The organism is Leclercia adecarboxylata, from assembly GCF_023639785.1.
GTDB classification, from domain to species: domain Bacteria; phylum Pseudomonadota; class Gammaproteobacteria; order Enterobacterales; family Enterobacteriaceae; genus Enterobacter; species Enterobacter adecarboxylatus_D.
Genome location: NZ_CP098325.1, coordinates 539,422 through 565,166, shown reverse-complemented (window position 1 = coordinate 565,166; position 25,745 = coordinate 539,422). Strand labels below are relative to the sequence as shown.

Annotated in this window: 26 protein-coding genes and 1 pseudogene; 10 read left to right on the top strand and 17 right to left on the bottom strand. The window is 57.3% G+C overall.

What is annotated here, in order from left to right:
• Positions 1–40: 40 nt before the first annotated feature.
• The 5 genes and pseudogenes from NB069_RS02680 to NB069_RS02660 form a co-directional block, all read right to left on the bottom strand.
• Positions 41–1,411, bottom strand: coding sequence for an NAD-dependent succinate-semialdehyde dehydrogenase (locus NB069_RS02680; protein ID WP_250587523.1), 1,371 nt, complete (start codon positions 1,409–1,411; stop codon positions 41–43).
• A 123-nt stretch (positions 1,412–1,534) separates the two neighbouring features.
• Positions 1,535–2,014, bottom strand: a complete 480-nt coding sequence (locus NB069_RS02675; protein ID WP_250587521.1) for an Hcp family type VI secretion system effector — start codon at positions 2,012–2,014, stop codon at positions 1,535–1,537.
• Between the two features lie 246 nt (positions 2,015–2,260).
• Entirely contained in the window at positions 2,261–2,953 is a 693-nt protein-coding gene (locus NB069_RS02670) for a hypothetical protein (protein WP_250587519.1), read from the bottom strand.
• Between the two features lie 260 nt (positions 2,954–3,213).
• On the bottom strand, positions 3,214–3,516 hold the full coding sequence (locus NB069_RS02665) for a BrnA antitoxin family protein (protein ID WP_250587517.1): 303 nt from the start codon (positions 3,514–3,516) through the stop codon (positions 3,214–3,216).
• Positions 3,503–3,625 (bottom strand): annotated as a pseudogene (locus NB069_RS02660) (BrnT family toxin); the annotation flags it as partial. The pseudogene NB069_RS02660 and the gene NB069_RS02665, both read right to left, overlap by 14 nt.
• A 211-nt stretch (positions 3,626–3,836) precedes the next feature.
• On the opposite strand from NB069_RS02660, the gene NB069_RS02655 reads away from it, so the two are divergent.
• Genes NB069_RS02655 through NB069_RS02645 form a run of 3 tightly spaced genes read left to right on the top strand, consistent with a single transcriptional unit; the run spans position 3,837 to position 6,563 of the window.
• Entirely contained in the window at positions 3,837–4,580 is a 744-nt protein-coding gene (locus NB069_RS02655; protein WP_250587515.1) for a helix-turn-helix domain-containing protein, read from the top strand.
• 47 nt (positions 4,581–4,627) lie between these two features.
• Complete coding sequence (locus NB069_RS02650) at positions 4,628–5,290, top strand: LysE family translocator (RefSeq protein ID WP_250587513.1); 663 nt, start codon at positions 4,628–4,630, stop codon at positions 5,288–5,290.
• Between the two features lie 4 nt (positions 5,291–5,294).
• Positions 5,295–6,563, top strand: a complete 1,269-nt coding sequence (locus NB069_RS02645; RefSeq protein WP_250587512.1) for a DUF445 domain-containing protein — start codon at positions 5,295–5,297, stop codon at positions 6,561–6,563.
• Here the strand turns inward: NB069_RS02645 and NB069_RS02640 are convergent.
• The 5 genes from NB069_RS02640 to NB069_RS02620 all read right to left on the bottom strand — a co-directional run bounded on the left by NB069_RS02640 (position 6,537) and on the right by NB069_RS02620 (position 12,324).
• Positions 6,537–7,634, bottom strand: a complete 1,098-nt coding sequence (locus NB069_RS02640) for a DUF2955 domain-containing protein (RefSeq protein ID WP_250587511.1) — start codon at positions 7,632–7,634, stop codon at positions 6,537–6,539. The genes NB069_RS02645 and NB069_RS02640 overlap by 27 nt on opposite strands.
• Before the next feature lie 2 nt (positions 7,635–7,636).
• A complete protein-coding gene (locus NB069_RS02635) occupies positions 7,637–8,704 on the bottom strand; it encodes an HlyD family secretion protein (protein WP_250589441.1) in 1,068 nt (355 codons plus the stop codon).
• A complete protein-coding gene (locus NB069_RS02630) occupies positions 8,704–9,171 on the bottom strand; it encodes a MarR family winged helix-turn-helix transcriptional regulator (protein ID WP_250587509.1) in 468 nt (155 codons plus the stop codon). Before NB069_RS02630 ends, NB069_RS02635 begins: the two co-directional genes overlap by 1 nt.
• Before the next feature lie 238 nt (positions 9,172–9,409).
• On the bottom strand, positions 9,410–9,964 hold the full coding sequence (locus tag NB069_RS02625; protein ID WP_250587507.1) for a LuxR C-terminal-related transcriptional regulator: 555 nt from the start codon (positions 9,962–9,964) through the stop codon (positions 9,410–9,412).
• A 944-nt stretch (positions 9,965–10,908) separates the two neighbouring features.
• Complete coding sequence (locus tag NB069_RS02620; RefSeq protein ID WP_250587505.1) at positions 10,909–12,324, bottom strand: aldehyde dehydrogenase family protein; 1,416 nt, start codon at positions 12,322–12,324, stop codon at positions 10,909–10,911.
• A 100-nt stretch (positions 12,325–12,424) separates the two neighbouring features.
• On the opposite strand from NB069_RS02620, the gene NB069_RS02615 reads away from it, so the two are divergent.
• Positions 12,425–13,327 (top strand): LysR family transcriptional regulator, encoded by a 903-nt coding sequence (locus NB069_RS02615; protein ID WP_250587503.1) that lies wholly within the window; start codon positions 12,425–12,427, stop codon positions 13,325–13,327.
• On the opposite strand, the gene NB069_RS02610 is transcribed toward NB069_RS02615, so the two are convergent.
• Positions 13,314–13,793, bottom strand: a complete 480-nt coding sequence (locus NB069_RS02610; RefSeq protein ID WP_250587501.1) for a carboxymuconolactone decarboxylase family protein — start codon at positions 13,791–13,793, stop codon at positions 13,314–13,316. The two genes, NB069_RS02615 and NB069_RS02610, sit on opposite strands and share 14 nt — an antisense overlap.
• Before the next feature lie 102 nt (positions 13,794–13,895).
• Between NB069_RS02610 and NB069_RS02605 the strand changes: the two genes are divergently transcribed.
• Positions 13,896–15,287, top strand: a complete 1,392-nt coding sequence (locus NB069_RS02605) for a PLP-dependent aminotransferase family protein (protein ID WP_250587499.1) — start codon at positions 13,896–13,898, stop codon at positions 15,285–15,287.
• 39 nt (positions 15,288–15,326) lie between these two features.
• Here NB069_RS02605 and NB069_RS02600 read toward each other — a convergent pair whose 3' ends face one another.
• Positions 15,327–15,503, bottom strand: a complete 177-nt coding sequence (locus NB069_RS02600) for a DUF1127 domain-containing protein (protein ID WP_250587497.1) — start codon at positions 15,501–15,503, stop codon at positions 15,327–15,329.
• A gap of 175 nt (positions 15,504–15,678) precedes the next feature.
• Between NB069_RS02600 and NB069_RS02595 the strand changes: the two genes are divergently transcribed.
• Entirely contained in the window at positions 15,679–17,094 is a 1,416-nt protein-coding gene (locus NB069_RS02595; protein WP_250587496.1) for a PLP-dependent aminotransferase family protein, read from the top strand.
• Positions 17,095–17,191: 97 nt separating this feature from the next.
• On the opposite strand, the gene foxA is transcribed toward NB069_RS02595, so the two are convergent.
• The 3 genes from foxA to NB069_RS02580 all read right to left on the bottom strand — a co-directional run bounded on the left by foxA (position 17,192) and on the right by NB069_RS02580 (position 20,772).
• Positions 17,192–19,300, bottom strand: coding sequence for a ferrioxamine B receptor FoxA (gene foxA / locus NB069_RS02590; RefSeq protein WP_250587494.1), 2,109 nt, complete (start codon positions 19,298–19,300; stop codon positions 17,192–17,194).
• 120 nt (positions 19,301–19,420) lie between these two features.
• Positions 19,421–20,401 carry an AraC family transcriptional regulator gene (locus NB069_RS02585; RefSeq protein WP_250587492.1) on the bottom strand — a complete coding sequence of 327 codons (981 nt, stop codon included), beginning with the start codon at positions 20,399–20,401 and terminating at the stop codon, positions 19,421–19,423.
• 137 nt (positions 20,402–20,538) lie between these two features.
• Positions 20,539–20,772 (bottom strand): DUF2171 domain-containing protein, encoded by a 234-nt coding sequence (locus NB069_RS02580; protein WP_039030547.1) that lies wholly within the window; start codon positions 20,770–20,772, stop codon positions 20,539–20,541.
• A gap of 210 nt (positions 20,773–20,982) precedes the next feature.
• Between NB069_RS02580 and NB069_RS02575 the strand changes: the two genes are divergently transcribed.
• Positions 20,983–21,168, top strand: coding sequence for a DUF2767 family protein (locus NB069_RS02575; protein WP_039030548.1), 186 nt, complete (start codon positions 20,983–20,985; stop codon positions 21,166–21,168).
• 41 nt (positions 21,169–21,209) lie between these two features.
• On the opposite strand, the gene NB069_RS02570 is transcribed toward NB069_RS02575, so the two are convergent.
• On the bottom strand, positions 21,210–22,331 hold the full coding sequence (locus NB069_RS02570) for a cupin domain-containing protein (protein ID WP_250587490.1): 1,122 nt from the start codon (positions 22,329–22,331) through the stop codon (positions 21,210–21,212).
• A gap of 208 nt (positions 22,332–22,539) precedes the next feature.
• Here NB069_RS02570 and NB069_RS02565 point away from each other — a divergent pair, with 208 nt between their 5' ends.
• Positions 22,540–22,836: an SH3 domain-containing protein gene (locus NB069_RS02565; RefSeq protein WP_250587488.1), complete on the top strand. Its 297-nt coding sequence runs from the start codon at positions 22,540–22,542 to the stop codon at positions 22,834–22,836.
• Here NB069_RS02565 and NB069_RS02560 read toward each other — a convergent pair.
• Positions 22,833–23,603: a DeoR/GlpR family DNA-binding transcription regulator gene (locus NB069_RS02560; protein WP_250587486.1), complete on the bottom strand. Its 771-nt coding sequence runs from the start codon at positions 23,601–23,603 to the stop codon at positions 22,833–22,835. The genes NB069_RS02565 and NB069_RS02560 overlap by 4 nt on opposite strands.
• Before the next feature lie 251 nt (positions 23,604–23,854).
• Between NB069_RS02560 and NB069_RS02555 the strand changes: the two genes are divergently transcribed.
• Both NB069_RS02555 and NB069_RS02550 read left to right on the top strand, forming a co-directional pair.
• On the top strand, positions 23,855–25,012 hold the full coding sequence (locus tag NB069_RS02555; protein WP_250587484.1) for an MFS transporter: 1,158 nt from the start codon (positions 23,855–23,857) through the stop codon (positions 25,010–25,012).
• Position 25,013: 1 nt separating this feature from the next.
• Complete coding sequence (locus tag NB069_RS02550) at positions 25,014–25,400, top strand: VOC family protein (protein WP_250587482.1); 387 nt, start codon at positions 25,014–25,016, stop codon at positions 25,398–25,400.
• The last annotated feature ends 345 nt before the right edge of the window (positions 25,401–25,745 follow it).

The following is a 25,745-nucleotide window of genomic DNA, read 5'->3' as shown; positions in this document are numbered from 1 at the left end:
CTCCCCTGTGGGGAGAGGGTCAGGGTGAGGGGGAAAACGCCTATCGGCGGATCACCACCAGCTTCTGGTTCACAAACTCTTTAATCCCCAGATCCGACAGCTCACGCCCGTAGCCGGAACGCTTCACGCCGCCAAAGGGCAGCTCTGCGGCGGTATCGGTAAGCCAGTTGATCCACACCATCCCGGTCTCGATGCTCGAGGCCATCTTCCTGGCGCGATCGGTGTCTTTACTGAAGATCGCGCCGCCCAGACCGTAGTGTGAGTCGTTGGCGAGTTTTACCGCCTCCTCATCGTTTTTCACCACGTAGATCTGCGCCACCGGGCCGAAGAACTCTTCGAAGTATGCCGGGTTATCGCGGGTGATATTGGTCAGGATGGTCGGCTCAAAGAAGCTGCCCTCACGCTGCACCGGTTTACCGCCGTAGTGCAGCGTCGCGCCGTTTTTCACCGCCTCTTCAACCTGTCTGGTCAGGGTTTCCAGCGCCTCTTTTGAGGAGAGCGGCCCCAGTCTGGTGCTCTCATCCAGCGGATCGCCGATCTTCACCTGCTTAAAGGCTTCAGTGTATTTTTCCAGGAACTGGTCCGCGATTTTCTCGTGGAGAATAAAGCGCTTGGCCGCGGTACAGACCTGCCCGGCGTTGGCAAGGCGCGCGTTGACGCCAGTTTTCACCGCCTTCTCCAGGTCGGCATCGTCCAGTACCACGAAGACGTCGTTACCGCCCAGTTCGAGAGTCGACTTTTTGATGTGCTTCGCTGCCTGGGCCGCCACCACGCTACCGGCCTTTTCAGACCCGGTGAGCGCCGCGCCCTGCACGCGATCGTCAGCAATGATATTCGCTACCTGATCGGAAGAGATAAACAGGTTGGTCCAGGCCCCGTCCGGGGCACCGGCTTCGCGCACCAGATGGGCGAAGGTTTCAGCGCAGTGCGGCACGATGCTGGCATGCTTGGCGATCACCGGGTTACCCGCCGCCAGGTTCGGGGCCAGCACGCGCATCAGCTGGTAATAGGGGAAGTTCCACGGCTCCACGGCCATCACTACGCCAATGGGGTGATGCTCTACCCACGCTTCACCAAGTTCGGACGGGTATTTCACCGGGGCGAGGTGCTGCTTCGCGTTATCCGCATAGTAGCGGGCGATCTGCGCGCAGAGTTTCACCTCGCCGCGGCTCTGGGCTATAAGTTTCCCCATCTCCACGCTGGCGATTTTTGCCAGCTCTTCGGAACGGGAATCAATGAGATCCGCCAGCTTGTGCAGCACCGCCAGGCGCTTGTCGATGCTGCCTTTTGACCAGTCGGAATGGTAGAGCGCATCGGCCGTTTTCAGCGCCGCTTCGACGTCAGCATCAGTATGAGAAGGATATTCTTTGATGAGTTTGTTGTTGGCAGGATTCACTGTCTGATAGGCCATTGTTGCCTCCTTTTTTACCGCTTGGGGTATTAAGGGTAGTCAAAATAGCTGGGTATGAAGGTAAAGTTGGGTATAAAAGGGGGGCCCCCCGGAGGGGGCACGTTTTTGTCGAGTACAAGGCACTCATGCTACACAGTATTCGTTCCAGCTATCTTTAAAGACGATGTTTCCGTCAACATACTTCCATTGTATAGACTCGTAGCGAAGCTCAATGTTTTCTAAATGTGTTCCAGTACCAGAGCCCGGATGGAGGCTGGGAGTGATACCCGTGATTTTTACGTTCTCCATAAAGATATTAAAATATTCGGCCTCTTTACCTGCATCTACTATTTGATACATTTTTATTTCTGCTGATTTGAAGGTATAGCCGCGACTGATAGCGCGATATAAAACAGGAGTTACCCGGTCAAACTCTTTTTGGAACAATATTGGCGTATGGATACGTGTACCGGTTAACTTCCCCGTATTTGAATCTGTTGGAATAGTCATGTGATGTGATAATGACTTTATCTCGATAGATCCTACTCGCCCCAGGACGCAGCATCCGCCGACGACAGGAGACCCATTTTCATCTGTTAACCATAAATAAGCTGGATTGGACATATTTTTCCCTGTATTCAATCTTTCCTGTTACGATAATTTTCTAACATATCGACGACTTTCGAGCATATGTAGAATAAGACCAACCATATAGCAGCACAAACAAATTTCATAGGCCACGCGACAGGCAGCATGATGCACATTACCAGGCCACCTATAAATAATAATGACTCAATGAAACTCCAGATAAAAATAACACCTGATGAAAGCTTGCGTAAAAACCCCTTGAAGAACGAAGAGAAACATTCTTTAATTGACATTTAATTTACTCTCAACGATCTCTATTATTTTATTGAAGTAGGGCTGCCCCAGTTGATTAGCTATATGAATTGCTTCGACAAAGGGTTTTACAACAGGCTCAAAAAGGAAATAGGAAAGATCGTAATCATGTGGACGAAGTAATTGATAAATTTCAGGCGCTTCGATAGCCAACTCTTCTGACACACTTATAGAACGCTCAGACATCCCTCCGACAAGTAAAAGCAGGGTGACCTTACCGATCCAGCCTTTCGCTGACGCAGCGCCAATAAATGAAATACGAGTCAGAACTGCGGCTCCTATAGACGTGATAATTTTCGCAGTGACCAAGCGACCAGCGACGGATGAAACAACACCGCGATAAACACTGTTTTGCTGGCTTATAGTGAGATATTGATTAAATCTTTCAAAGATTAACTCAACTGCGTTTGTAATGTGATCATAATTCAATATATCGTTATGAATAGCCTCCGCCATACGGATTCGTTCTGCCTGGTGTTTAGAACGAGAATCTGTATCAAAATAACCTATGGCAAGATATCCAAGGTCAAGAGGGACTGTAAGCGCGCCATTAATCAAGCCAGGAATAACACCCGGTGATATAATTATATCAACTATTCGGTTAGCGACCTTTTTCACATCATCCGTAGCTAAATCTCCAGTAAAGATAGCCGTATCCACCATGATATCTATCTCCTTTTAATTACCCTTAGGATTTATATCACTTCATTCGCCTTAAACAAATAATTATTTTCGAGCTAAAAATAACATTCACATTATCTATAAATAAATTATATCACCAAAATTAGCCATATGTGTTTTACTATTTTGGGTAGTTAAAATAGTTGGATATCAAACGGGGCTATCAAGAAATAGAAAAAGCAAACCTGCACACACTTTATAGCCCCGGTAAGCCCAGCGCCACCGGGGGAATACTACCGAGGTTAAATCTTGTTTTGATCGCGAAGCATCGCTTCCCGCAGGATGGCATTCAGGCGGGTCTGATAACCTTTCCCCGGACGTTTAAGCCACTCCATAACATCAGCATCAATACGCACTGAAGCCTGCATTTTCAGAGGGCGATAAAATTTGCCGCGTACTGCCTCAGCCCACTGTTCATCGGATGTTTCAGAAATGTCACTGTAGTCGATTTCGTCATCTGCCTTTTGAGCCAGTGCATTGAGTTCAGCTTCTCGTTCTGAATCTGGCTGGGCGACTTCACCGCGCTTATGTTTAATGATGCTCATAAAGATTCCTCTCTTTCAGACTTGCCTTACGGGCGCTAATAACGCGAATAATTTCCGCCCCACTTTCAAAACGAACGGTATGCACGGCAACAATCACCACAACACCATTGTTGGCATAGTCTATCCCTTCAGTTTTGTATATACAAAAAAGCATATACAAATTGAATGACGATTACTCATACATTCTTCAACCAGTCAGCAAACCAGGGAGCATGCTCGAAGAAAAAGTGAAATGCATGCCAGCAGCTACCTGATACTATGAGGCGACTCGCATTCCCTATCATGCTATAACCCCCATACCCCTCACACCGGTAGCCGCCATGACCCAGACCCGCCACGTCAATCAGACCTTTATCCGCCAGCCCGGCGTGGAGCTGCGCAGTACCTGGCAGAGCACGCAGGCCTATAAGCGTCACAGCCATGCCCAGCTTTCCATTGGCGCTATTCTTGAGGGACAAACCTGCTGCACCTGCAACGGCGAGCCGTTCACCCTCTATCCCGGCGATGTGATTGTTATTCCGGCCCACATGGCTCACAGCTGTAACCCCGTTGAGGGGCAACCCCGCAGCTATCACATGCTTTATCTCGATACAGATATTGAGCCCGCCATGCAGGTGATCCGCAATGAGGCGCTTTTCCGCCAGTATCTTGCTGTGGTTGACACCCTGTCGCCCGGGGCTATTAACGCCCTGCTCTCCGGGCTGGCAGAAAACAGCGCCCCGCCTGAGGCGCTTCGTCCCTCCAGCCTTGCCCTGTTGCAGACGTTACGCCACAGCCTGCAGGCACCGCCCTCGCTGGATACGTTGGCCCGGCGCTTTTCACTGCGTAAAGAGACGCTTATCAGAACCTTTAAGCAGGATACCGGCCTGACGCCCGGCACTTTCCTGGCCATCTCCCGGGTCGAGTTTGCCAAAGCCCGTCTGCGTGCCGGGGATGATATCGCGGACGTCAGCTACCAGAGCGGCTTTGCCGATCAGAGCCACTTCCATAAAACCTTTGTCAGCTACGCTGCCGCCACGCCGCGCCAGTACGCCACGGGGCGATCAATATCTGACAATAAGTAGCGCCCGCACTTTTGTAGCCTGACCTCAGATTTACTGATGAGGTCACTATGGAACTTATTACCACGCTCTTTCCGCCCGCGTTTCTCGCCCTCGCGCTGGCGCATTTTGTCGCCCTGCTCAGCCCCGGCCCGGACTTCTTTTTGCTGATGGGGTTTGCCGCCCGGCATCGCCTGCGCGGCAGCGCCGGGCTGTGCGTGGGCATCGCCCTGGGCAACGGGCTCTACATCCTGCTGGTGATCCTCGGCTGGCGCGCGCTGCGCCAGTTCACCCTGCTTTTTAACGTCATTGAGCTACTGGGTGCCCTGTATCTGCTGTGGATCGGCTGGCATCTGATCCACAGCCGCGCCCGCCCCCTGACGCTGGATAATGCGCAGACGGAGCGTCCCGGCCTACGCAGGCAGCTCCTGCTTGGCCTGGGATCGGCGGTATTAAATCCGAAAAATGCGCTCTTTTATCTGGCGCTGATGACCGCCCTGCTCGGGCCAGATGTCACCCTGCTCCAGCAGTCGGTCAGCGGCATCTGGATGGTGACGGTAGTGCTGGCGTGGGATCTGGCGGTGGTGTCGGTCATCGCGTTGCCTGCCGTTCAGCGGCGGCTGAGCAACCACATCTGGAAGATAGAGCGCGCGGCGGGGGCAGTGCTGATCGCGTTTGGCGGCTGGATCCTGTGGCAATTTTTTTACCTTCTTGCCGCTTCCCTCTATCCTTAACCCTATGGAAAAACTCGCTGAACTCAAACGCGCCAAGCTGCTGGCGCTGTCACTGCTGCTGATTGCCGCCGCGACCTTTATCGCCACCCTGTTCCTGCCCCAGACCTTCTGGGTACGCGGGGTAAAGGCCATTGCCGAAGCGGCGATGGTGGGCGCCCTGGCGGACTGGTTTGCCGTGGTGGCCCTCTTTCGCCGGGTGCCGATCCCGTTTATTTCGAAACATACCGCAATTATCCCGCGCAATAAGGACCGTATTGGCGACAATCTCGGCCAGTTCGTGCAGGAGAAATTTCTCGATACTCAGTCCCTGGTCGCGCTTATCCGCAAGCACGAACCGGCGCTGCTCATCGGCAACTGGTTCAGCAAGCCGGAGAATGCCCAGCGCGTGGGGCAGCATATCATGCAGGTGATGAGCGGGTTCCTGGAGCTGACCGACGACGGGCGCATTCAGCGCATGCTGAAACGGGCGGTGCACAAGGCGCTGGATAAGGTCGATTTCAGCGAAACCAGCGCCGCGATGCTGGAGAGCATGACCAAGAACAACCGTCACCAGGTGCTGCTGGATGCGGTGATTAACCGCATGATCACCCTCCTGCAGCGTGACAGCACCCGCGATTTTATCGCCGCGCAGATCGTCCACTGGCTGAAGACCGAGCACCCGCGTAAGGCGATGATTTTGCCCACCGAGTGGCTGGGGGATCAGAGCGCCGAGCTGGTGTCCAATGCGGTGAACGCCATTCTGGATGACGTCAGCCACGACCGCACCCATCAGATCCGCCAGGCCTTTGACAGGGCGGTGCTGAAACTGGTGGATAACCTGAAAAACGATCCGGAAACCGCGGCCAAAGCCGAGAACATCAAAACCTATCTGAAGAACGACGAGGCCTTTAACCGCTATCTGGGCGAGATGTGGGCCGACCTGCGCCAGTGGCTGAAGGCCGATATGCAGCGCGACGACTCCCGCGTGAAGCAGCGCCTCGCCAACGCCGGGCTGTGGTTCGGTGAAACTCTGGTGGCGGACAGCAACCTGCGCGCCTCGCTGAACGAACATCTCGAGCAGGCGGCGCACCGCGTGGCGCCCGATTTTGCCCGCTTCCTCACCCGCCACATCAGCGACACGGTCAAAGGCTGGGATGCGAAGGATATGTCCCGCCAGATTGAGCTGAACATCGGCAAGGACCTGCAGTTTATCCGCGTCAACGGCACCCTGGTGGGCGGCACTATCGGGCTGATTTTGTTCCTGCTGTCAACTATCCCGGCGTTTCTCCACTGAGCCCTGAGGCGGGTTAATCACGTAGCGGGTAGGGCCAAAACAGTTGAGAAACAGGTGCATCAGGAACACCATCGTCAGGGTCGCCACCAGCGCCACCGTCACCGAAACGATGCGGTAGAGATCGCTGAACACCAGGTCGCCGTCCGGGTGCATGTTCTGGCCAAACATAATGCCGATGGTGGTAATACTGGCAAAACCGACCCCGGCGCCCACCTTCTCCATGACGTGCAGGCGGGCGCCAAACGCCAGCCCGAGACCAATCAGCGGCATCATCAGCAGCATGTGGCTGCTGTGATCGTAGAGCACCAACTGCACCAGCAGAATATAGAGACAGCCGAGCACCACCCCGACCACGCGCCACAGGGAGCTCATCACCGCGCCGCGATAGTGCATCGGGAAGAGGATCAGGATCCCCGCCATCAGCGCCGACAGCGAATCGCTGAGATCGCTTATCTGGAACACCACAAAAATCAGCGTCGCCACGCTGCCGGAGAGCAGCGATTCATGGCGCACCCGGGCGGCGTCCTTCTCCAGCCGTGGCGGCGGCGTGCGTGGCTCAACGTCCGGCAGCAGGTAGTGCATCAGCGCGCTTAAGCATACCGCCATCACGCTGGCTTCGAGGTTGGAGAACAGCAGCGTGTGCCAGTTGGTGGTGGGATAGCTCATAAAGTTGAGCATGGTGCTCTGACACACTACCCCCATCGAGCCAAACAGGAACAGCGGCCCCTGGCTCATAAAGCGAAAACGCATCACGTAGAGACCGAACACCACCAGGGTCATTATCACCGGCCACTGTGCCAGATAGCCGATGATGAACACCATTTCGATACAGTTCAGCGCCGAGCTAAACACAAACTGTTTTGCCACGTGGCGGTTAAACACCGGCACCAGCGACAGGAGCATGATCGGGTAGATCACGAAAAAGACGCCGTAGCTGGTGTTGTAGAAACTCGACACGCTGAGGGCAATCATCCCGGCAAAGACGATGCGCAGCGTCTGGCGAAAGTCGTTGGCGCTGTAGACGATGTTGCCGTGCGGGGTAAAGACCCGCGCCAGAGTGTTAATAGACATAATCAATACACATAGTGCAGCAGGCTGACGAGGTGGATCTGCATGCCGGAGAAGAAGCGGGCAAACGGACCTTCACTGTTATAAAGCTGCACGGTCGCGCGCGCCCCGGTGGGCAGGTGCTTCGGCAGCGGCTCATCCAGCGCCACGTGAATGCGCATGCGCTGGGCGTCACGCACCCAGCGGTTCGAACTCTCCGGCTCCGACAGTTGGCCGTTCACCGCTTCCTGCCCGGCCAGAATACCGGCGTCGCTGCTGGTGACATGGGCGCGGAAAACGTGGCCCGGGAAGGCGTCAAACACCACCGCGGCGTCGGTGCCCTGGCGGGTATGGCGCAGGCTCTTTTCGCGGAAATCGGCGACGATATCGCTCTGGTTGTTCACCAGCGCCAGCGCCGCCGTACCGGAGGAGGCATAAAAGCCGGGGCTCAGTTGCACGTTGCTGACCGTGCCGTCCGCTTCGGCGTAGATCTTCGTCCAGCCCAGATTCAGCTCGGCCTCTTCCAGCGCGTTACGGTATTTTTGCAGCGTCACGTTACGCTTTTCATCGCGCTCGCCGCGCTCAATGCGCAGCTGGTGGATATTAGCTTCCAGATTGGCGACGGCCTGCTCGCTGCTCTGCCAGGTGGTGCGGACTTTATCCAGATCCGCCCGGGAGACGTTCTGCAGGGTGCTGAGTTTCTGATAACGATCGAAGGTGACTTTGTCGTTACGGGCGGTGAGCTGGGCGGTTTTCAGGTTCGCCTGAGCCGCGACAATTTGCGCGTCGAGCTGCTGGTTGGCGAGGCGGGCCTGCTCCAGCGCGATCTGCGCCGCGTCCACCTTATTGCGGAACGGGGTCGGATCGAGTTCAAACAGCAGATCGCCCTTCTTCACCTGGCTGTTGTTGTGCACGTGTACCGCCGCCACATAGCCGGAGACGCGGGCGGAAACCGGCGTGACCACGCGCATCACAGTGGAGTCCGGCGTCAGCGGGATCCAGATATCGGCGATAATGAAATAGACAAACATCAGCAGGAAAGAGGCAATACTTACCCTTACCCAGCGGGCAAACTTTTGTTCAGGGGTCATGATTATTCGGTCTTGTTATCTTCTTCGCGGATTGTCCGCAGATTGCAGGCGATTTGATTGAGTGTGGCGCTGAAAATCTCGAGATGCGCCGGGGCGATATTCTGCGATACCCGCTCCTGGAATGTCTCGATAACCTGCGTCAGGGTTTTCAGCACCGCATTACCCTCGGGTGTGAGGGTCAGCAGCCGGATACGCTTGTCATAAGGCGATGTGGTGCGCAGCAGGTAGCCCTGCTTTTCCAGCTGTGAAAGGGTGCGCATCAGCGGCGGCAGTTCAATGCCCTGCACCTCCGCCAGTTCGCTCACCGAGACGTTATCCCCCAGTTGCTTTAGCTGCATCATCACCGTCCAGCTCGACTGGGTTAACCCGGTATCGAGAATGGCATCGTCAATCACCGCGCGCCACTGGCGCACAATCATTGCCATCCGCATGCCCATCGGGCGGCGGCAGAACAGATCTTCTTCACGCATGGGGGATCCTCGCTTCACACGCTGAGAAGATAATAGTTATCAGGGTAAGTATCAAGAAACGAGGATCTTAAGAGCAGGAATTGCGAAAGTGCGGACGTATTTTGCAGAGAAGTGCTTCTTGCAGAGAGCCATTTTCTCTTCGCTATCGGCAATCTCGCTCAGGTTCAATAGCGCTATTTCCAGACTTTTTATGCCCTAATCATTCTTTAAATACCGTTTTCTTTCAGTATTAAATGCATTAATCAAATTTTTTATACAACCCTGTGAGACTGGTCACGTCAAACTTACGATAAATATTACGTCGATGATGACTCACGGTTTTGCCGGTTACATTCAGATAGCGCGTGATCTCTTTATTCTTTTTTCCCGACACAATGTAGGGCAGTAGCATGCTCTCCATTTTGGTTAAATATTGTTCTTTCTCGATTTGATGCCAGCGCGCATTTTTAAAAATAGTCACCGGCTGCTCTTCCTGCGCAAAGTGGGCAAGACACGCGCGTAATGTGCGCACGGCGTTTTTACAGTCAATGGTGTAATCTGCGATAGTGTTAATGAGAATATTTTCAATCGTGCTGGCGTAGCAGACATCGCGGGTAATAAAAATAAAATAGCTCTGCTCGTAACGATTTTTCACCTCCAGCAGGGCATTCAGTACTTTGATATCAGACTGACCATAATCCACCACAATAGCTTTGGTGTTTACCAGTTCCTCTTTTGTTGCGTCGGTAATATCATCCAGATAAAGCACGCGCTGAAATGAAGGTGAATCGCTCATGAGCTGAGCGGCCAGCATTGAAAACCCCTCCTGAAAATATCGACAGGATGTTAATACTATGATCATTGTCTATATCCCTATCATCGCTGAGGATTCAGCCATCATCATCGAGAATGTAATAATTTTCAATTAACACTTTTCCCGACAACCATAGGAATAGTCCTAACTCACCCCCCATTTCTTTGTTCCTTACCTGATTAAAAAAGTATTTCAGGGGGGGTATATAAGGTAATTAAAGGAAGATCCCCGGCGTATAAAGCTGCGCCATTCGCACAGGTTGCGCCGCTCTTTTTTTTAATCAAAAAGAGATCTGTTTCTCACATCATGAGAATAGGGACGCATTCCATATTTTTTTTCATAAAATAAAAAAAGGGTGGCAAAGGAATATAGAATCCGACGGCGCTGCAGGCTACCAGATCGGTATAACGCTGCGAAATCTGGGCTGACAAGCCGCGCCCCACGCTTATCATTCAGCCATAATGCATTGTTATTAAACTAATTTTTGCAAAGCACATCGTCAAGGGAGCTGTATTCTCGTAACGCGATTTACGCAGTATAAGTGGAATAGGTTATTGCCGGATTGTGAAATATCTTTCAGACACAAGGTCAACAATATCTGAAGAAGAGATTGAGTTCGATAAGAAAAATATATCCAGAAACAGACCAGTTTCGGTATAATTATTTTATTTTAACGCCAAGCCAGCCCCCCCATAAAAATAAATCATATGCTGTAATTCCCGAAAGACTAAACAGGTTAGTGAAGTTAATCTTTTCAGCCAGGTTAATTAACATGGGAATAATAATACTAAATTTTCACTTAAGACATTCTTTAGTCAAAATATTCCAGCGGCAAATCAATCATAAATTAAATATAATTAACATGAATTAAAACGCGACATGTGTGTTTGCGCCTAACGATAAGGCGAACTGCCGGGTAGCGCTGGGCATACCCGGCGGCGTTTTTAACCGAGGAGCGACTTCGGCTCCACAAACGCGCTGATGCCCCACGCGCCCATCTCGCGCCCCACGCCGGAATGCTTAAATCCACCAAACGGCGCTTTTGGCTCGTGGGCAAGGGTGTTCACCAGCACGCGCCCTGCGTGGATCTGCGCCGCCACCCGACGGGCGCGATCCGCATCCCCACCCAACACCATCGCGCTCAAACCGTATTCGGTATCGTTGGCAATGGCGATGGCCTCTGCTTCATCGCGATAAGGGATCACGCACAGCACCGGGCCAAAAATCTCTTCCCGGGCGATGGCCATCTGGTTATGCACATCGCTAAACAGCGTCGGACGGACAAACCAGCCATCCCGGGTGCCCTCGGGCCGCCCTTCCCCGCCCGCCAGCAAGCTCGCCCCTTCCGCCAGCCCTTTCTGTATGTACCCCTGCACCCGCTGCCACTGTTTCTCACTTACCATCGGCCCGACCTCGGTGGCCGGATCGCGCGGGTCTCCCGACTGCACCGCCGCGATGGCCCGGGCCAGCGCCTGCTCGATTTCAGCCTTACGCGACTGCGGCACCAGAATGCGCGTTCCGGCCACGCACGCCTGGCCGCTGTTCATCAGCCCGGCCTGCACCGCCAGCGGAACAGCCTGCGACAAATCGGCATCATCCAGCACGACCGTCGGTGATTTACCGCCTAACTCCAGCGTGACGCGGGTAAAGTTCTCCGCCGCGTTGCGCAGGATCGCTTTGCCGGTCCGGGTCGAACCGGTGAAGGAGATTTTTGCCACATGGGGATGGCGGCTTATCGTCTCCCCTACCGTGTCGCCGCGCCCGGTCACGATGTTAAACACCCCCGGCGGCAGTTCCGCCGCGTGCAGCGCCTCGGTCACTATCTGCGTCTGGAGGGCGCTCATCTCGCTGGGCTTGATCACCGCAGTGCAGCCTGCGGCCAGCGCCGCCGCCAGTTTACCGCAGATAAAGCCCGCATCGCTGTTCCACGGGGTGATGAGCCCGGCAACGCCCAGCGGGATCATCTCGACTTTGGCCGCACCCGCGACGGTCGTAAATTCAAACGCCTCCAGCGCGTCAATGGCCTGGGCGATCACCTGCGCCGGATAGCTCGCCATCCACGCCGAGCGCGACGCGGGGGCGCCATACTCCTCAATCACCGCCTCGAGCAGGTCGTCGTGGCGGGCGGCTACCGCATCGTGCATCCGTTGCAGGGCGGCAATACGCACCTGCTTTGTGGTTTTAGCCCACGCCGGAAACGCGGCTCTGGCTGCGGCGATAGCGCGTTCGGCATCCACCGCGTCGGCCAGACGTACCTGGCCGATGACGCGCGCCGTCGCCGGGTTATACAGATCGAAGCGCTCGCTGCCATGTGGGGTGACAAATTCACCGTTGATATAAATCTGTTCGATGTGATGCATAACGACCTCCTCAGACTGGATGCAGACAGTCTGGCACGCCTTCTCCATCACGATAATCCACGCTATGCTGCAAAGGTTATTTCGATTTTCAGGATAATCTATGCACCGTTCAGGACTGACAGAGCTGGAAGTGGTGATGGCCGTTGTGCGTCGGGGCAGTTTTCGCGCCGCCGCCCAGGAGCTGGGAATGTCGGCCACCGCCGCAAGTAACGCCGTGGCCGGGCTGGAAAGCCGCCTGCAGACGCGCCTGTTTCACCGCACCACCCGCAGCGTGGCGCTCACCGAGGCGGGACAGCGCTTTGTGGCGCGCGTCGGCCCGGCGCTGCAGGAGATCCGCCAGGCCAGCATTGAGATCCACAGCGATGCCGACGAACCCGCAGGCACCCTGCGTCTGAATGTGCCGAATAACGTGGGAACCCTGTTCCTGGACGAGCTGCTGATCGACTATATGATCCGCTACCCGAAAATGCGCGTCGAGGCGGTGAGCGAAGCGCGGATGATCGATATCGTGGCGGAAGGCTACGACGCCGGGGTGCGTCTGGCGGAGTCGGTCCCCCAGGACATGATCGCCATCAGGCTCACCCCCGACATCCGTCAGCTCATCACCGCCACCCCGGACTATTTTGCCCGTCATGGCACGCCACACTCACCGGACGACCTGCTGCAACATCAGGGGATCGGCATGCGGATGGCGCACGGCGGGATCTATCGCTGGGAGCTGGAGCGCCGCGGAGAGCAGATTGCCCTGGCGGTGCCGCCGCGTTTTGCCACTTCGGATCTGTTTGCCTCGATCCGGGCGGTAAAAGCCGGTCTGGGGGTAGGATTTTTACCGGAACTCTATATTCAGCAGGAGCTGAAAAGCGGAGAGCTGGTGAGCGTGCTGGAGGAGTGGTCGCAGCCCTTCGCCGGACTGCGGCTCTATTACCCCGGCCATCGCCACGTCCCGCCGGGATTGCAGGCGCTGGTGGCGATGATCCGCGAGCGCGGCCTTACTCGAGATTAGCCTTGTTCAGGCCGTAGGCGGCATCCAGCGAGCCCGGTTCCATGCGGGAGGTGATGCCTAAGCGGTTCCAGGCGTTGATTGCCACGATGGCAAAGTTCAGCTCTGAAATCTCCACGTCTGAATAATGTTCCGCCAGGCTGCGGTAGAGCACGTCGCTGATCCCGTGCGGGCCGATCTGCGTCAGCGCTTCGGTGAAGGCCAGGGCCGCTTTTTCACGGGCGCTGAACAGCGGCGACTCGCGCCAGGCTGCCAGGTGGTAGAGACGCAGCTCGCGCTCGCCGGCAATTTTGGCCTCTTTTGCGTGCATATCCAGACAGAAGGTGCAGCCGTTGAGCTGGGAGACACGGATATCGATCAGGTGCTTCAGCGCCGGGTCGATGGAGGTCTGGCTCACCGCCATGCTCAGGTCGGACAGCGCTTTAGCGAGGGCAGGTGTGGCTTTATGATGGTTAACGCGGGTGCTCATTCTCTTTCCTCTTTTTTGTGCGGCATGGGTCATGCGATGGGGCAAATCTACGCCGTTCATGACATAGTAAAAAGATACAAAAATCGCAAAATAAGGTAGGACATGAAGCCGGGCTATCATCAGATCTACACCCGCTACCGGGAAAACATTACCCGCGGCATACTGAAGCCCGGCGACAGGGTGCCTGCCATTCGCGTGCTGGCGGAAGAGCTGAAAGTGGCGCGCAAAACGGTTGAAACCGCCTATGCCATTCTGATCGGCGAAGGCTACCTGGTAAGCCAGGGGGCGCGCGGCACGCGGGTGAACCCGGACTTAAACCTCCCGGTCGCGGCGCCCGTGTCCGACGATCCCGTCACCGGGGCGCTGCCTGAATCGTTGGCCAGCCAGCGGGAACGCGCGGGCTTTTTACGCCCCGGCATCCCGGCGCTGGACAGCTTTCCGTACAAGAAATGGCTGCTGCTGGCGGGTCAGGCGGTGCGGGCCATGCGCCAGGAAGAGATGCTCAACCCGCCGGTGATGGGCTGGGCGCCCCTGCGCCAGGCCATCGCCAGCTACCTGAACATCTCCCGGGGGCTCTCCTGCACGCCGGACCAGGTGCTGATCACCAGCGGCTACAGCGGCAGCCTGCGCCTGATCCTCGACACTCTCGCCAGCCGCAACGACAAGGTGGTATTTGAAGATCCGGGCTATTTTATGGGCCAGCAGCTGCTCCGGCGCATCGTGCCGCGTCTGCATGCGGTGCCGGTGGATCGCGCCGGGATGGACACGGACTACCTGCTGCGCCACCACGCCGACGCCCGGTTTGCCATCGTCACCCCCTCGCACCAGAGCCCACTGGCGGTCACCCTCTCCTTGCCGCGCAGACAGCAACTGCTCGACTGGGCCACCCGCAACCAGGCGTGGATAGTTGAAGATGACTATGACGGAGAGTTTCACTACACCCGTAAGGTGCTGCCGTCGCTGAAAAGCCTCGATCGCCAGGATCGGGTGATCTACATGGGCACCTTCAGCAAAACCGTCATGCCTTCCCTGCGCCTTGGCTATGTGGTGATGCCCGCCAGCACGGTGGCGGCCTTTAACGACTGCGCCGATCTGCTCGCCAGCGGCCAGCCGGTGCTGACGCAGAAGATCCTCACCGCTTTTATTAACGAGGGCCACTTTTTCCGTCATCTGAAAAAGATGCGCGCCCTCTACCAGCAGCGGCGCGACTGGATGATCGCCGCCCTGCACGCGGTCTACGGGGATCGCTTCTTCACCGAGCAGAACGACGGCGGGATGCACATCGTGGCGTTCTTAACCAAAGGCAGTTGCGATCTGGAGATCGCCCGCTGCTGGCAACAGCAGCAGCTGCAGGTGAATGCCCTGTCGGCGTGGTACAGCGGCTCGGGGAAACGCTACGGGCTGGTGATGGGGTATAATAACGTGCGCTCGTATCAGGAAGCGCTCGCCCTGCTGGAACGCCCGAAACAGCAGACGCTCGCGCTGCTGCGCTGAAACGCGCCGGGTAGAGGCTGCGCCTTACCCGGCCTGGAACTATCGGTCATAACGCGCCACGTCATACCGCGACAACCCGATGTCCTTTAAATGCTCATCGCTTAACTGGCTCAAAATCTTGCGCGTGCGCTTGATGCGATACCAGCGGGCAAAAATTTTTCCCGTCCAGATAAAGATCGCAAAGGGACGTCTGGCGCGATTTTCGTAGAATTCCATGGTGTTCTCCTCAGGTTGCCTGAGAGCTATCATCCCGGATCGCGCACCTTGCAATACAGATTCAAAAATTACTTTTTTTTAACATACAGATCGCGTAAAACCAGAATTGCATGGCAATTTTTACCGCCATCTGTACTGGTTTTCTTCTCTGTATGGTGACAATAAGGGATACAGCATGACGCGCTATCAACATCTGGCCAATCTTCTGGCAGAACGCATTGAACAAGGGCTGTATCGCAGCGGGGAGCGGTTACCCTCGGTGCGTGCGCTAAGCCAGGAGCACGGCGTCAGCATCAGCACCATACAGCAGGCCTATCAGATCCTCGAAAACTTACAGCTGATTACCCCCCAGCCGCGCTCGGGCTATTTTGTCGCGCCCCGTAAGGCGCAGCCGCCGGTGCCGGCGATGTCGCGCCCGGTGCAGCGTCCGGTAGAGGTGACCCAGTGGGATGAGGTGCTGACCCTGATGGAAGGGCGCACCAAAACCGGTATTACGGCCTTTGGCGGCGGCCAGCCAGACCTGAGCCAGCCGAGCCTGAAGCCTCTGTGGAAAGAGCTGAGCCGGGTGGCGCAGCACAGCGTCAAAGATGTGCTCAGCTATGACGAACTCGCCGGACGGCGTGAGCTGCGCGAGCAGATCGCCCGCCTGATGCTGGACGCCGGATCGGTAGTCAGTGCCGACGATCTGATCGTCACCAGCGGTTGCCACAGCGCCCTCTCCCTGGCGCTGCTGACCATCTGTAAGCCCGGCGATATTGTGGCGCTGGAGTCCCCTTCGTTTTACGGCACCATGCAGATGCTGCGGGGGCTGGGGATCAAGGCGATCGAGATCCCCACAGATCCGGTGACGGGGATCAGCGTGGAAGCGCTGGAGCTGGCCCTGGAGCAGTGGCCGATCAAAGGGGTGATTGTGGTGCCCAACTGCAACAACCCGCTCGGGTTTATCATGCCCGAAGCCCGCAAGCGGCAGCTGCTGGCGCTGGCTCAGCGGCACGATATCGTGATTTTTGAGGACGATATTTACGGCGAGCTGGCGTTTGAGTATCCCCGCCCTTCCAGCATCCACTCCCTGGACATCGACGGCCGGGTGCTGCTGTGCAACTCCTTTACCAAAACCGTCGCCCCCGGGCTGCGGGTGGGGTGGATCGCCCCGGGGCGCTATCACGACCGGATCATGCATATGAAGTATGCCGCCAGCGGCACCAACGTGCCCGTCAGCCAGCTGGCGCTGGCCGCCTTTATCCGGGAAGGCTATTACCATCGCCACGTGCGGCGGATGCGCCAGATCTACCAGCAGAATATCGACACCTACACCTGTTGGGTGCGGCAGTTCTTCCCCTGTGGCATCTGCGTGACCCGCCCGATGGGGGGTTACATGCTGTGGGTGGAGCTGCCTGAACATGTGGATATGGTCTGCGTATCCCGGGAGTTAACCCGGTTTAACATCCAGATCGCCGCCGGATCGCTCTTTTCGGCTTCCGGGAAGTACCGGAACTGTTTGCGGATTAACTGCGCCCTGCCGCCAGACGAGAAGCACCGCGCGGCGGTAGAGCAGATGGGGGAGGCGGTGAATATCGCGATGGCGGAGTAGTGCGGCCTGTTTGCCGGGTGGCGGCTACGCCTGACCCGGCCTACGTTTCGGGTCTTTTGTAGGCCCGGTAAGCGCAGCGCCACCGGGCATTTTCACATCAGAACTTCCAGGACACGCTGCCGACAATGCTGCGCTCGGCACCAAAGTAGCAGTAGGAGAGCGAGTTACAGGCCGCCACGTAGTCTTCGTCCGTCAGGTTGTTGACGTTCAGCTGGGCGCTCACGCCCGTCAGCCCTACCTTCGACAGGTCATAACCCACCGCCAGATCCACCAGCGTGTAGGACGGCAGCGTATGGGTGTTCAGGCGATCGCTGGTCACGCCATTAACGTAACGCACGCCGGAGCCCACCGTCAGCCCATCGAGCGGCCCGGTTTTCACGTCATAGCTCAGCCAGCCGCTGGCCATGTTGCGCGGGGCATAGACCGCACGCTTGCCCTCTTCCTCCGGGCTGCTCTTCTTATAGCGGATGTCGGTATAGGTGTAGGCCGCCTGCAGGCGCAGGCTGTCGGTCAGCTGCCCTACCGCTTCCAGCTCCACCCCTTCAGATTCGATCTCACCGATAGAGCGGTACGGATCGGTCGGCTCCTCTTTGGTGGCGATGTTTTTCTGGTTGATGCGGAACACCGAGGCGCTGAACTGGCTGTTCATCCCCTCCGGCTCAAACTTCACCCCCGCTTCCCACTGCTTGCCTTTCATCGGATCCAGCAGATCGCCGTTCTCATCGGCAAAGCTGGTCGGCGTGAAGGCGGTGGAGTAGCTGATGTACGGCGCGATACCGTTATCAAACAGATACAACAGCGCGGCGCGGCTGCTGAAGTTGTTCTTGTCCAGATCGCTGCGGGTATCGTTTAGCTTGTCGATATTCGACACGCTCACCTGGTCGTAGCGCCCGCCCAGGGTCAGACGCCAGTTATCCAGCGAGAGCTGATCCTGCAGGTAGTAGCCGGTCTGACGCAGCTTGTGCTTCTCCTGGCTGTACATGGTGATGTAATCCGGCTTCGCGCCGTATACCGGGTGGAAGGCGTCGATCGGCGGGAAACCGCCGTAGTAGCCGGTGGTATCGTTGCTGCGATCCTGATAATCGAGGCCAATCAGCACCCGGTGGTTTACCGCCCAGGTATCGAAGCTGCCGTCGATCTGGTTGTCGAGGGTGATGGCATCCATCTTCTCGTCAGAGCCGGAGTAACCGCGGTTAAGCTCGGTATCGTTCAGCCAGCCTGCGGCATAAACCTGGTTCAGCTCCACTTTGGTGTGCAGATAGCGCAGCTTCTGGCGTACCGACCAGCCGCTGTCGAACAGGTGTTCAATGTTGTAGCCGACCATGTCTTCGCGACGATCGTACTTGTCGTAATCATCTTCGCCTTCGAAGAAGGTATTGGAGATCATCTTCCCGTTATGCGGGACTACGGTGCCGTCATACGGCAGGCCGGAGTGGCTGCCGCCCTCGGGATCGCGGTGCAGATAGGCCATCAGATCCAGGCGGGTGTTATCGGTGATGCGCCAGGTCAGGCTCGGCATCAGGGCGTAACGCTCTTCTTTCAAAGGATCGAACTGGGAGTCGGCGTAGCGGGTCATGCCGCTCAGACGGGCCGCCACGCGGTCGTTGTCGTCCAGCGCGCCGGTGACGTCAAACATTGCGCCGCGCTGATCGTTATTCCCGGCGAACAGCTTGATCTCGCCGCCCGGATCGAACGAGGGCTTACGCGAGGTGAGCGCCACGATCCCGCCCGGCGACGAGCGGCCATACAGCACCGAGGCCGGGCCGCGTACCACTTCGATATTTTCCAGGAACCAGGGATCAACCACCAGCGAGCTGTGGGAGTTGGTGTCGCCCATCATCTTCAGACCGTCGAGATAGACGTTATCCAGGCTGCCGTCGGAGAAGCCGCGCAGCACGATGTAGTCAAAGCGGTTCGAGGCACCAATCTGGTTGCTGTAGACGCCCGGGGTGTAGCTTACCGCCTGGCGCACGCTGGTGGCGCCCTGCTCTTCGAACTGCTCGCGGGTCACAATCGACACCGACTGAGGCGTCTCGATATCCGGCGTCTCCAGCTTGGTGGCGCCGCTCTGCATCTGCGAGGTCACCACAACGGTTTCCGTTTTCGGCGTATCCTGCGCCATCAGGGGAAGCGCGACGCTCCCGGTTACCCATCCCACCAGCAGCGCCAGCCGCGATTTAGCGAACATGAAAATCTCCAAAGGCATTTCTAATTATTAATGAGAATTATTACCTTTTTCATTTGGAAGATAGCTATGCGCGCTGCCAGAGAACGTATTCGCAATGCCAAACCGCACGAATGGCGTTGGCGATGTGAGAAAAGCGGATTAGCAGCCGTTGCGGACCGCGCCGGGGCAGATGCCGTAGCGGCGGCGAAACGCGGTGGCAAAGTTGGTGGCGTGCTGATAGCCCGACATCCACGCCGCCTGCTGAACGCTGTGGCCTTCCAGCAGATAGCGGCGCGCCAGCCCGAGGCGGCAGTCGCGCAGGTAGACGAACACCGTACAGCCGTAGGCCTGGCGGAATTTGCTGCGCAGGCTGCTGGGGCTCATGGCCGCCCGGGCCGCCAGCTGCGCGAGGGTGTAGTCCTGCTCCGGGGCATGCTCAAGCAGGTGGCGGATCTGCTCCAGCCGGGCATGTTCCCCGCCGGAAGCGCTTACCCGCGCCGCCCCCTCCTGCTCCCGCAGGTGCAGGCCGTGGCCCAGCAGCTGGTACATTACCCCTTCCAGCAAGAGCTGGCGCGACAGGCTGCTGCGCTCGCGCTGGCGGGCGTGCTGGATCCCGGCCAGCACAAAGTCCGGTACCTGCCAGACAAAGGCAGGCGCGTTCAGCCTCTCCCACTGCGCCAGCAGTGAGGCAAGGAGCGTTTCCCGGCGGGCATCGTCAGGGTAGACGCCAAAAGAGAGGGTTCGCAGGGCGATATTCGCATCATGGCGGGCAGACATGGCCTGCTGCTCGCTAAGCCTGGCGCTGAAGGCCATACCGGGGCGGACAGAATAAACCTGGTCGCTGAGGGTCAGGGTCACGCAACCTTCCAGCACCACCAGCACATACAGCGGGCTGCTGTGGCGGGAGGTGGTTTCATAGGGTTGCAGAACGCGCACGTCGGAGTGGGTCAAGGAGATGCCGGACGGCAGAGTCATCTCTTCGACATCGCCATGGAGAACCGGGCTGGTGCTGGCACAGGTATCTGTCAGCAGCGGAAAACGGTAGTCGATACCGTAGCGCTCGCCGAAGACCTTAAAGTCAGCAACGGAAAAGGTTTTTTTCGTTGTGGGGGTCAGTTGAGGGAGCGTTGTGTTGGACATACCTGCGCCTGGAAAAGCATATTAAAAATAAAACAGTATCACTCCTTTAACGCGGCGGCAATGCAGGCGAATTTAATAAATATTTAGCTCCGGCCTGTCGCCGGAGCTAAAATATATTCACTTCATGACGTCAATTATCAGGCTTCTTGCCAGCCGGCAAAAACTTCTTTGTGGTTTTTAGTCAGAACCACATTATTTCCGTCAATTTTGTCGACCCACTCCAGCGGAATATAATGGTGTTTGCCGCCGGACTCAGAATCATTTTTCGCCAGCTTAATGCGTTCGCCGTCAAGATGGTCAACCGTACCGACGTGGGTACCGCAGCTTGCCATTACCTGAGCATGGTCCTTGATTTCACTCTTGTTTACCATAATTAATTCTCCTCATTAGGTTTCCACGGGTTGTCACACGAAACTAACTGTAGTCCATAAATAACGTTTCTACCGCCTCATTAGCATTTCGAAACATTATTTCCCGGCCCGTTGAAGTTCTGAGTGAAATACATAAGAAAAAGCTGAGAAAATTATAATACTGCGATTATGCCTCATAATTTAAATCACGCACACAACACGGAGGCATATATGGTAGAAGCGAATCGCACCGAAATATCCCTGGCTCTTGGTGAAGCGGTTTTAGATGTCGTACAAAAAGGCCAGGAGGTGTCGAGAGAGAATCTGGCACGGGCCATGAAAACGAAAGCGGAGCGAGAGAAAGATGACGAGCGTCTTCTTGATTACTGGAAAGCCTGTCACATCCTCGCCGCGTAGGTCAGGCGGCGCGGGGTTTGTGCCCCGCGCCGCCTTTGTGATTACTCGTCGAAGAACCAGTATCCCTGGTTAATCAGCCCGGTCAGCTCTTCCACAAACGCCGGATTTTGCAGGGCAGCGCCCAGCTCCGCCTGGCCGAGCTCGGTGTAGCGGCATAGCGCATCCGCCGCCGTCGCATCCACCGTCTGCAGCTGTTCGCTGTTAATAAAGAAGCTGTCGCCGATATTCAGCACCCGCAGTCCGCTCAGACGGGTCAGGGTCTCGCCGCCCATCAGCGCGTCGAGCACCTCTTCCGGCGTATATTCCGGTTCCGCCGGGGCGATATCCAGCTCGTGGCGCGGCGTGGAGATAAAGCTGCCAAACCACTTCTTAAAATCGTCCGGCTTGCTGATCATATCGATCATCATCTTGCGCAGGCGCTCCAGCTCGTAGGCTTCCACCCGGCCCGGATGCTCGCGGCAGGTGAGATCCGGATCGCTGTAGTGCTCGCCGCCCAGATCGTTTTCCAGCGCGTAATCGGCAAAGCTGCTGATCAGATCCCGGCCATTTGGCCCGCGGAAGCCGACGGAGTAGTTGAGCGCCGTCTCATGGGTGAAGCCGTCGTGCGGGAAGCCAGGCGGAATGTAGAGGATGTCCCCCGGGGCCAGATCTTCATCAATGATCGGCTCAAACGGATCGACATGCAGCAGCGCCGGATGCGGGCAGAACTGACGCATCGGCAGCTTGTCGCCCACGCGCCAGCGACGGCTGCCCATCCCCTGGATGATAAACACGTCGTACTGATCGATATGCGGGCCCACGCCGCCGCCCGGCACCGAGAAGGAGATCATCAGGTCGTCCAGACGCCAGTCCGGCAATACGCGGAACGGACGCACCAGCTCAGCGGCAGGCGCATGCCAGTGGTTGACCGCCTGCGCCAGCAGCGACCAGCCGGTTTCGCCAAGCCCGTCGAAGTGCTCGAACGGACCGTTGCTGGCGTGCCATTTGCCCTCTTTATGGCTGACCAGGCGACTGTCCACTTCCGGCTCCATCGCCAGCCCTGCCAGCTCATCCGGGCTGATAGGATCGACAAAATTCGGCAGTGCGTTCTTTAAGACGACGGGTTTCTTTTGCCAGTATTTTTCTAAAAATTCCGGCCAGTTCAGGTTGAGTTGATACGCCATGGTTAGCACCAGTTAAAAAGACAAACGGGTGTGATTATAGGAAGAGGCGGGAGCGCGCTGCCTTGTCGTGGGTCAAGCGGGGATGAAAACCTGCCGCATTCAGTCCTTCGTATGACACAGCCTGTCAGTTTCACGCTTTATCGTGAGCGCGCGTTACAGAGCGACTTATATCGTTAATCACTAAGAGCGTATTGCCATGAGGCCTGCCATGAACCCGTTCACTGAAGTTCCGGTTTCCACAAGCGTAAAGACCCTGATGGGGGTCTATACCCGTAAGGGGAGCCCGTCCGTTTACTCGCCGGTGGCCGGTGAACTTGCTGAAGGAAGCGTTGTGCGCATTCAGGCGGCGGTGGTGGGCGATGCGGTGCAGGGCAATCCGCACTGGTACCGGATTGATGAGGATACCTTTATCTGGGCGGGAGCCTGCACCCGCGTCGAGCCCTACCCCGCGTTTCCGCCGGTAACCCGCGTCAGCTGGAAGGCGGTGGTGTTTGAGGTGCGTTAGGCCCTCACCACCCGCACATCCTGCGCCGCGAACGCCTCTGTTACCTCGCTATCCATATCGGCTTCCACCACCAGCACGTCGATATTGCGGCTTTTCGCCACCACAAAGCGCGCCACGCCGGGGATTTTATCGGTGGTGAGCGCCACGATGGTCTGGCTGCTCTGGCTAATTACCGCTTTTTTGAATTCGCAGTCGGCAAAGTCGAACCCGGTCAGTCCCATGCCGGGATCCATCGCGCAGCCGCCGATAAACGCCTGATCGAAGATAATTCCCTGGATCTGGCTGGCCGCCGTGGCCCCTACCGTACCGCCAGAGGTGCGCTGGATCTGCCCGCCGGTGATGATCACCTCGCACAGGGGATGGCGCAGCAGCTCGGCGGCGATAGCGGGAGAGTTGGTCACCACGGTGACGGCCAGATCTGACGGCAGCGCCTTCGCCAGCGCGAGGTTGGTGGTGCCGGTATCGATAAAAATACAGCTCCCCGCTTTAATAAGGGTTGCCGCTTTCTGCGCGATTGTGATTTTTTTTGCGTGATTTTTCTGCTCGCGGCTGATGAAATTTCCGGCATCCGCCAGCTGCAGCACCGCCCCACCATAGACCTTCTTACAGATCCCTTCTTTACTAAGTTCATGTAAATCCCGGCGAATGGTGTGCTCCGAGACCTGCATCCGGGTCGCCAGTTCGGCGCATACCACCCGGCCATTTTCCTGCAGGATCTGGCGGATCAGATCTTGTCGTTGTTCCGGGAAAGCTGCATAATCGAGCATAAATTATCTTCTCTGGATTTGAATCGAGCAACAACGTGCATAATGTTGCATCAGAACCTGCTCTGTCAATTCCTGTCACCACCCGGGAGCGTCATGATGAAGCGCTATGATGATTACCACCAGCAGGTGCCCGCAACGAAACCGCATGACGGCTTCCTGTTTGAACCTGTGAACACTCACGCTCGCGCCGGGGAAAAGGTGCCGCAAAAAAACGCGGCCTCCCCGCAACTGAAACCCTGTAAGGATGTTAGATGACCTCTCAGACCACCGGAGCCGTCCATCGGCTTGCCACCCGGATCGTCTTTTTTATTGCCGGTTACGTTACCGCCACCTGGGCGGTGCTGGTGCCCTACGCCAAAGCGAACACCGGCGTTAACGAGGCCACGCTCGGCTCGCTGCTGCTCTGCCTGGGAATGGGGGCGCTGATTGCGATGCCGCTCACCGGGGTGCTCACCAGCCGCTATGGCTGCCGCCGGGTGATTGTTACCGCGCTGGCGATCGTCGTGCTCACCACCCCGCTGCTGGCGATGATTCCCGATCCGCGCCTGCTCGCTGCCGCCCTGCTGCTGTTTGGGGTGGGGGTCGGGGTGACGGACTGCGCCATGAACATTCAGGCGATCATCGTGGAGCGCGACGCCCCTGCGCCTGTGATGTCCGGTTTTCACGGCATGTACAGCGTCGGCGGGATTGCCGGGGCCGGGGCGATGACCCTGCTGCTGACCCTTGGGGCCAGCGCCCTGGTCGCCTGCCTGATGATCATCCTGAGCGTCATCCTGATGCTGGCCGCCAGCCTGAAAGGGCTGCTGCCCTGGGCTCATCCCGCCTCCGGCCCGGCCTTCGCGGTGCCGCGCGGCGTGGTGCTGCTGATTGGCCTCATCTGCTTTGCGGTGTTTCTCGCCGAGGGCACGGTGCTGGACTGGAGCGCAGTGTTTCTCACCGAAGTGCGCGGCGTGCCTGAATCCCTGGGTGGCCTCGGCTTCACCTGCTTCTCAATAGCGATGACCCTGTTCCGCTTAACCGGCGACAAACTGATCGCCCGCACCGGCCCCCTGCGCGCCGTGGTGGGCGGCGCGATCGTCGCCGCCGCAGGTTTTGCGCTGGTGACCTTTGTCCCGCAGTGGGAGCTGTCCCTGCTGGGCTATGTGCTGGTGGGTGCCGGTTGCGCCAACATCGTGCCGGTGATGTTCTCCGCCGTTGGCCGCCAGACCCGCATGCCGCAGGCGGTTGCCGTCCCGGCCATCACTACGCTCGGCTATCTCGGCGTGCTCGCCGGGCCAGCGATTATCGGTTACGTGGCGCACGCCACCTCTTTAACCCAGGCGTTTAGGGTCATTATGGTGCTGATGCTGGTCGTTGCAGCACTGTCCGTGACCGTCACCGCCTCTCAACCCGCCCGCAGCGAGGGATAAGATGAATATTGCACACGTCGCACTCTGGACCCGTAACCTGGACGCTCAGGTCAGTTTCTGGCAGACCGTTTTTGGCGGCCAGCGTAACGAACGCTACCTCAGCAAAAACCGTCCAGGCTTTGAATCGCACTTTATAACCCTTTCCGACGGGCCGACCATCGAGCTGATGACGGTCCCGGACCTGCCCGACAGCCCGTCGCACCCGGAGTTTGTCGGCTGGGCGCACATCGCCCTGAACGTCGGCAGCAAGGCGGATGTGGATCGCATGGCGGAGCAGGCGCGCTTGAGTAACAGGCTCCTGAGCGCCCCACGGATGACGGGTGATGGCTACTATGAAGCGGTGATCGCGGATCCGGACGGGAACCGTATTGAGCTGGTGGGGGAGTAATCTGCCAGCTCCGACACAAATATTGGCACGGTCGGCTCCCTCTCCTCTTTGGGGAGAGGGCTGGGGTGAGGGGAAACATGCGACTCGAGTAGTGGTTCCGTTCACTCTATTTTCAGTGTTCCTCTGTTAGCCGCGTCACACGTGAACGTGCCAGGGGGGCTCGCCGCCTCCCCCCTGGCTACCCCGGCTCCCGGCAAAGAAAATCGCCGCTTCGCGGTGCCCTCAGCTTATTCCCTCCGGCTATCGGGTCGGGCGTGATCCTACATCCCTGTAGGTCACGCCCTCTCGGCGCATCCATGCGCCTCGCCCCGGCCTGCGGTCAACGCTTCGGCGATTTTCAGCCGG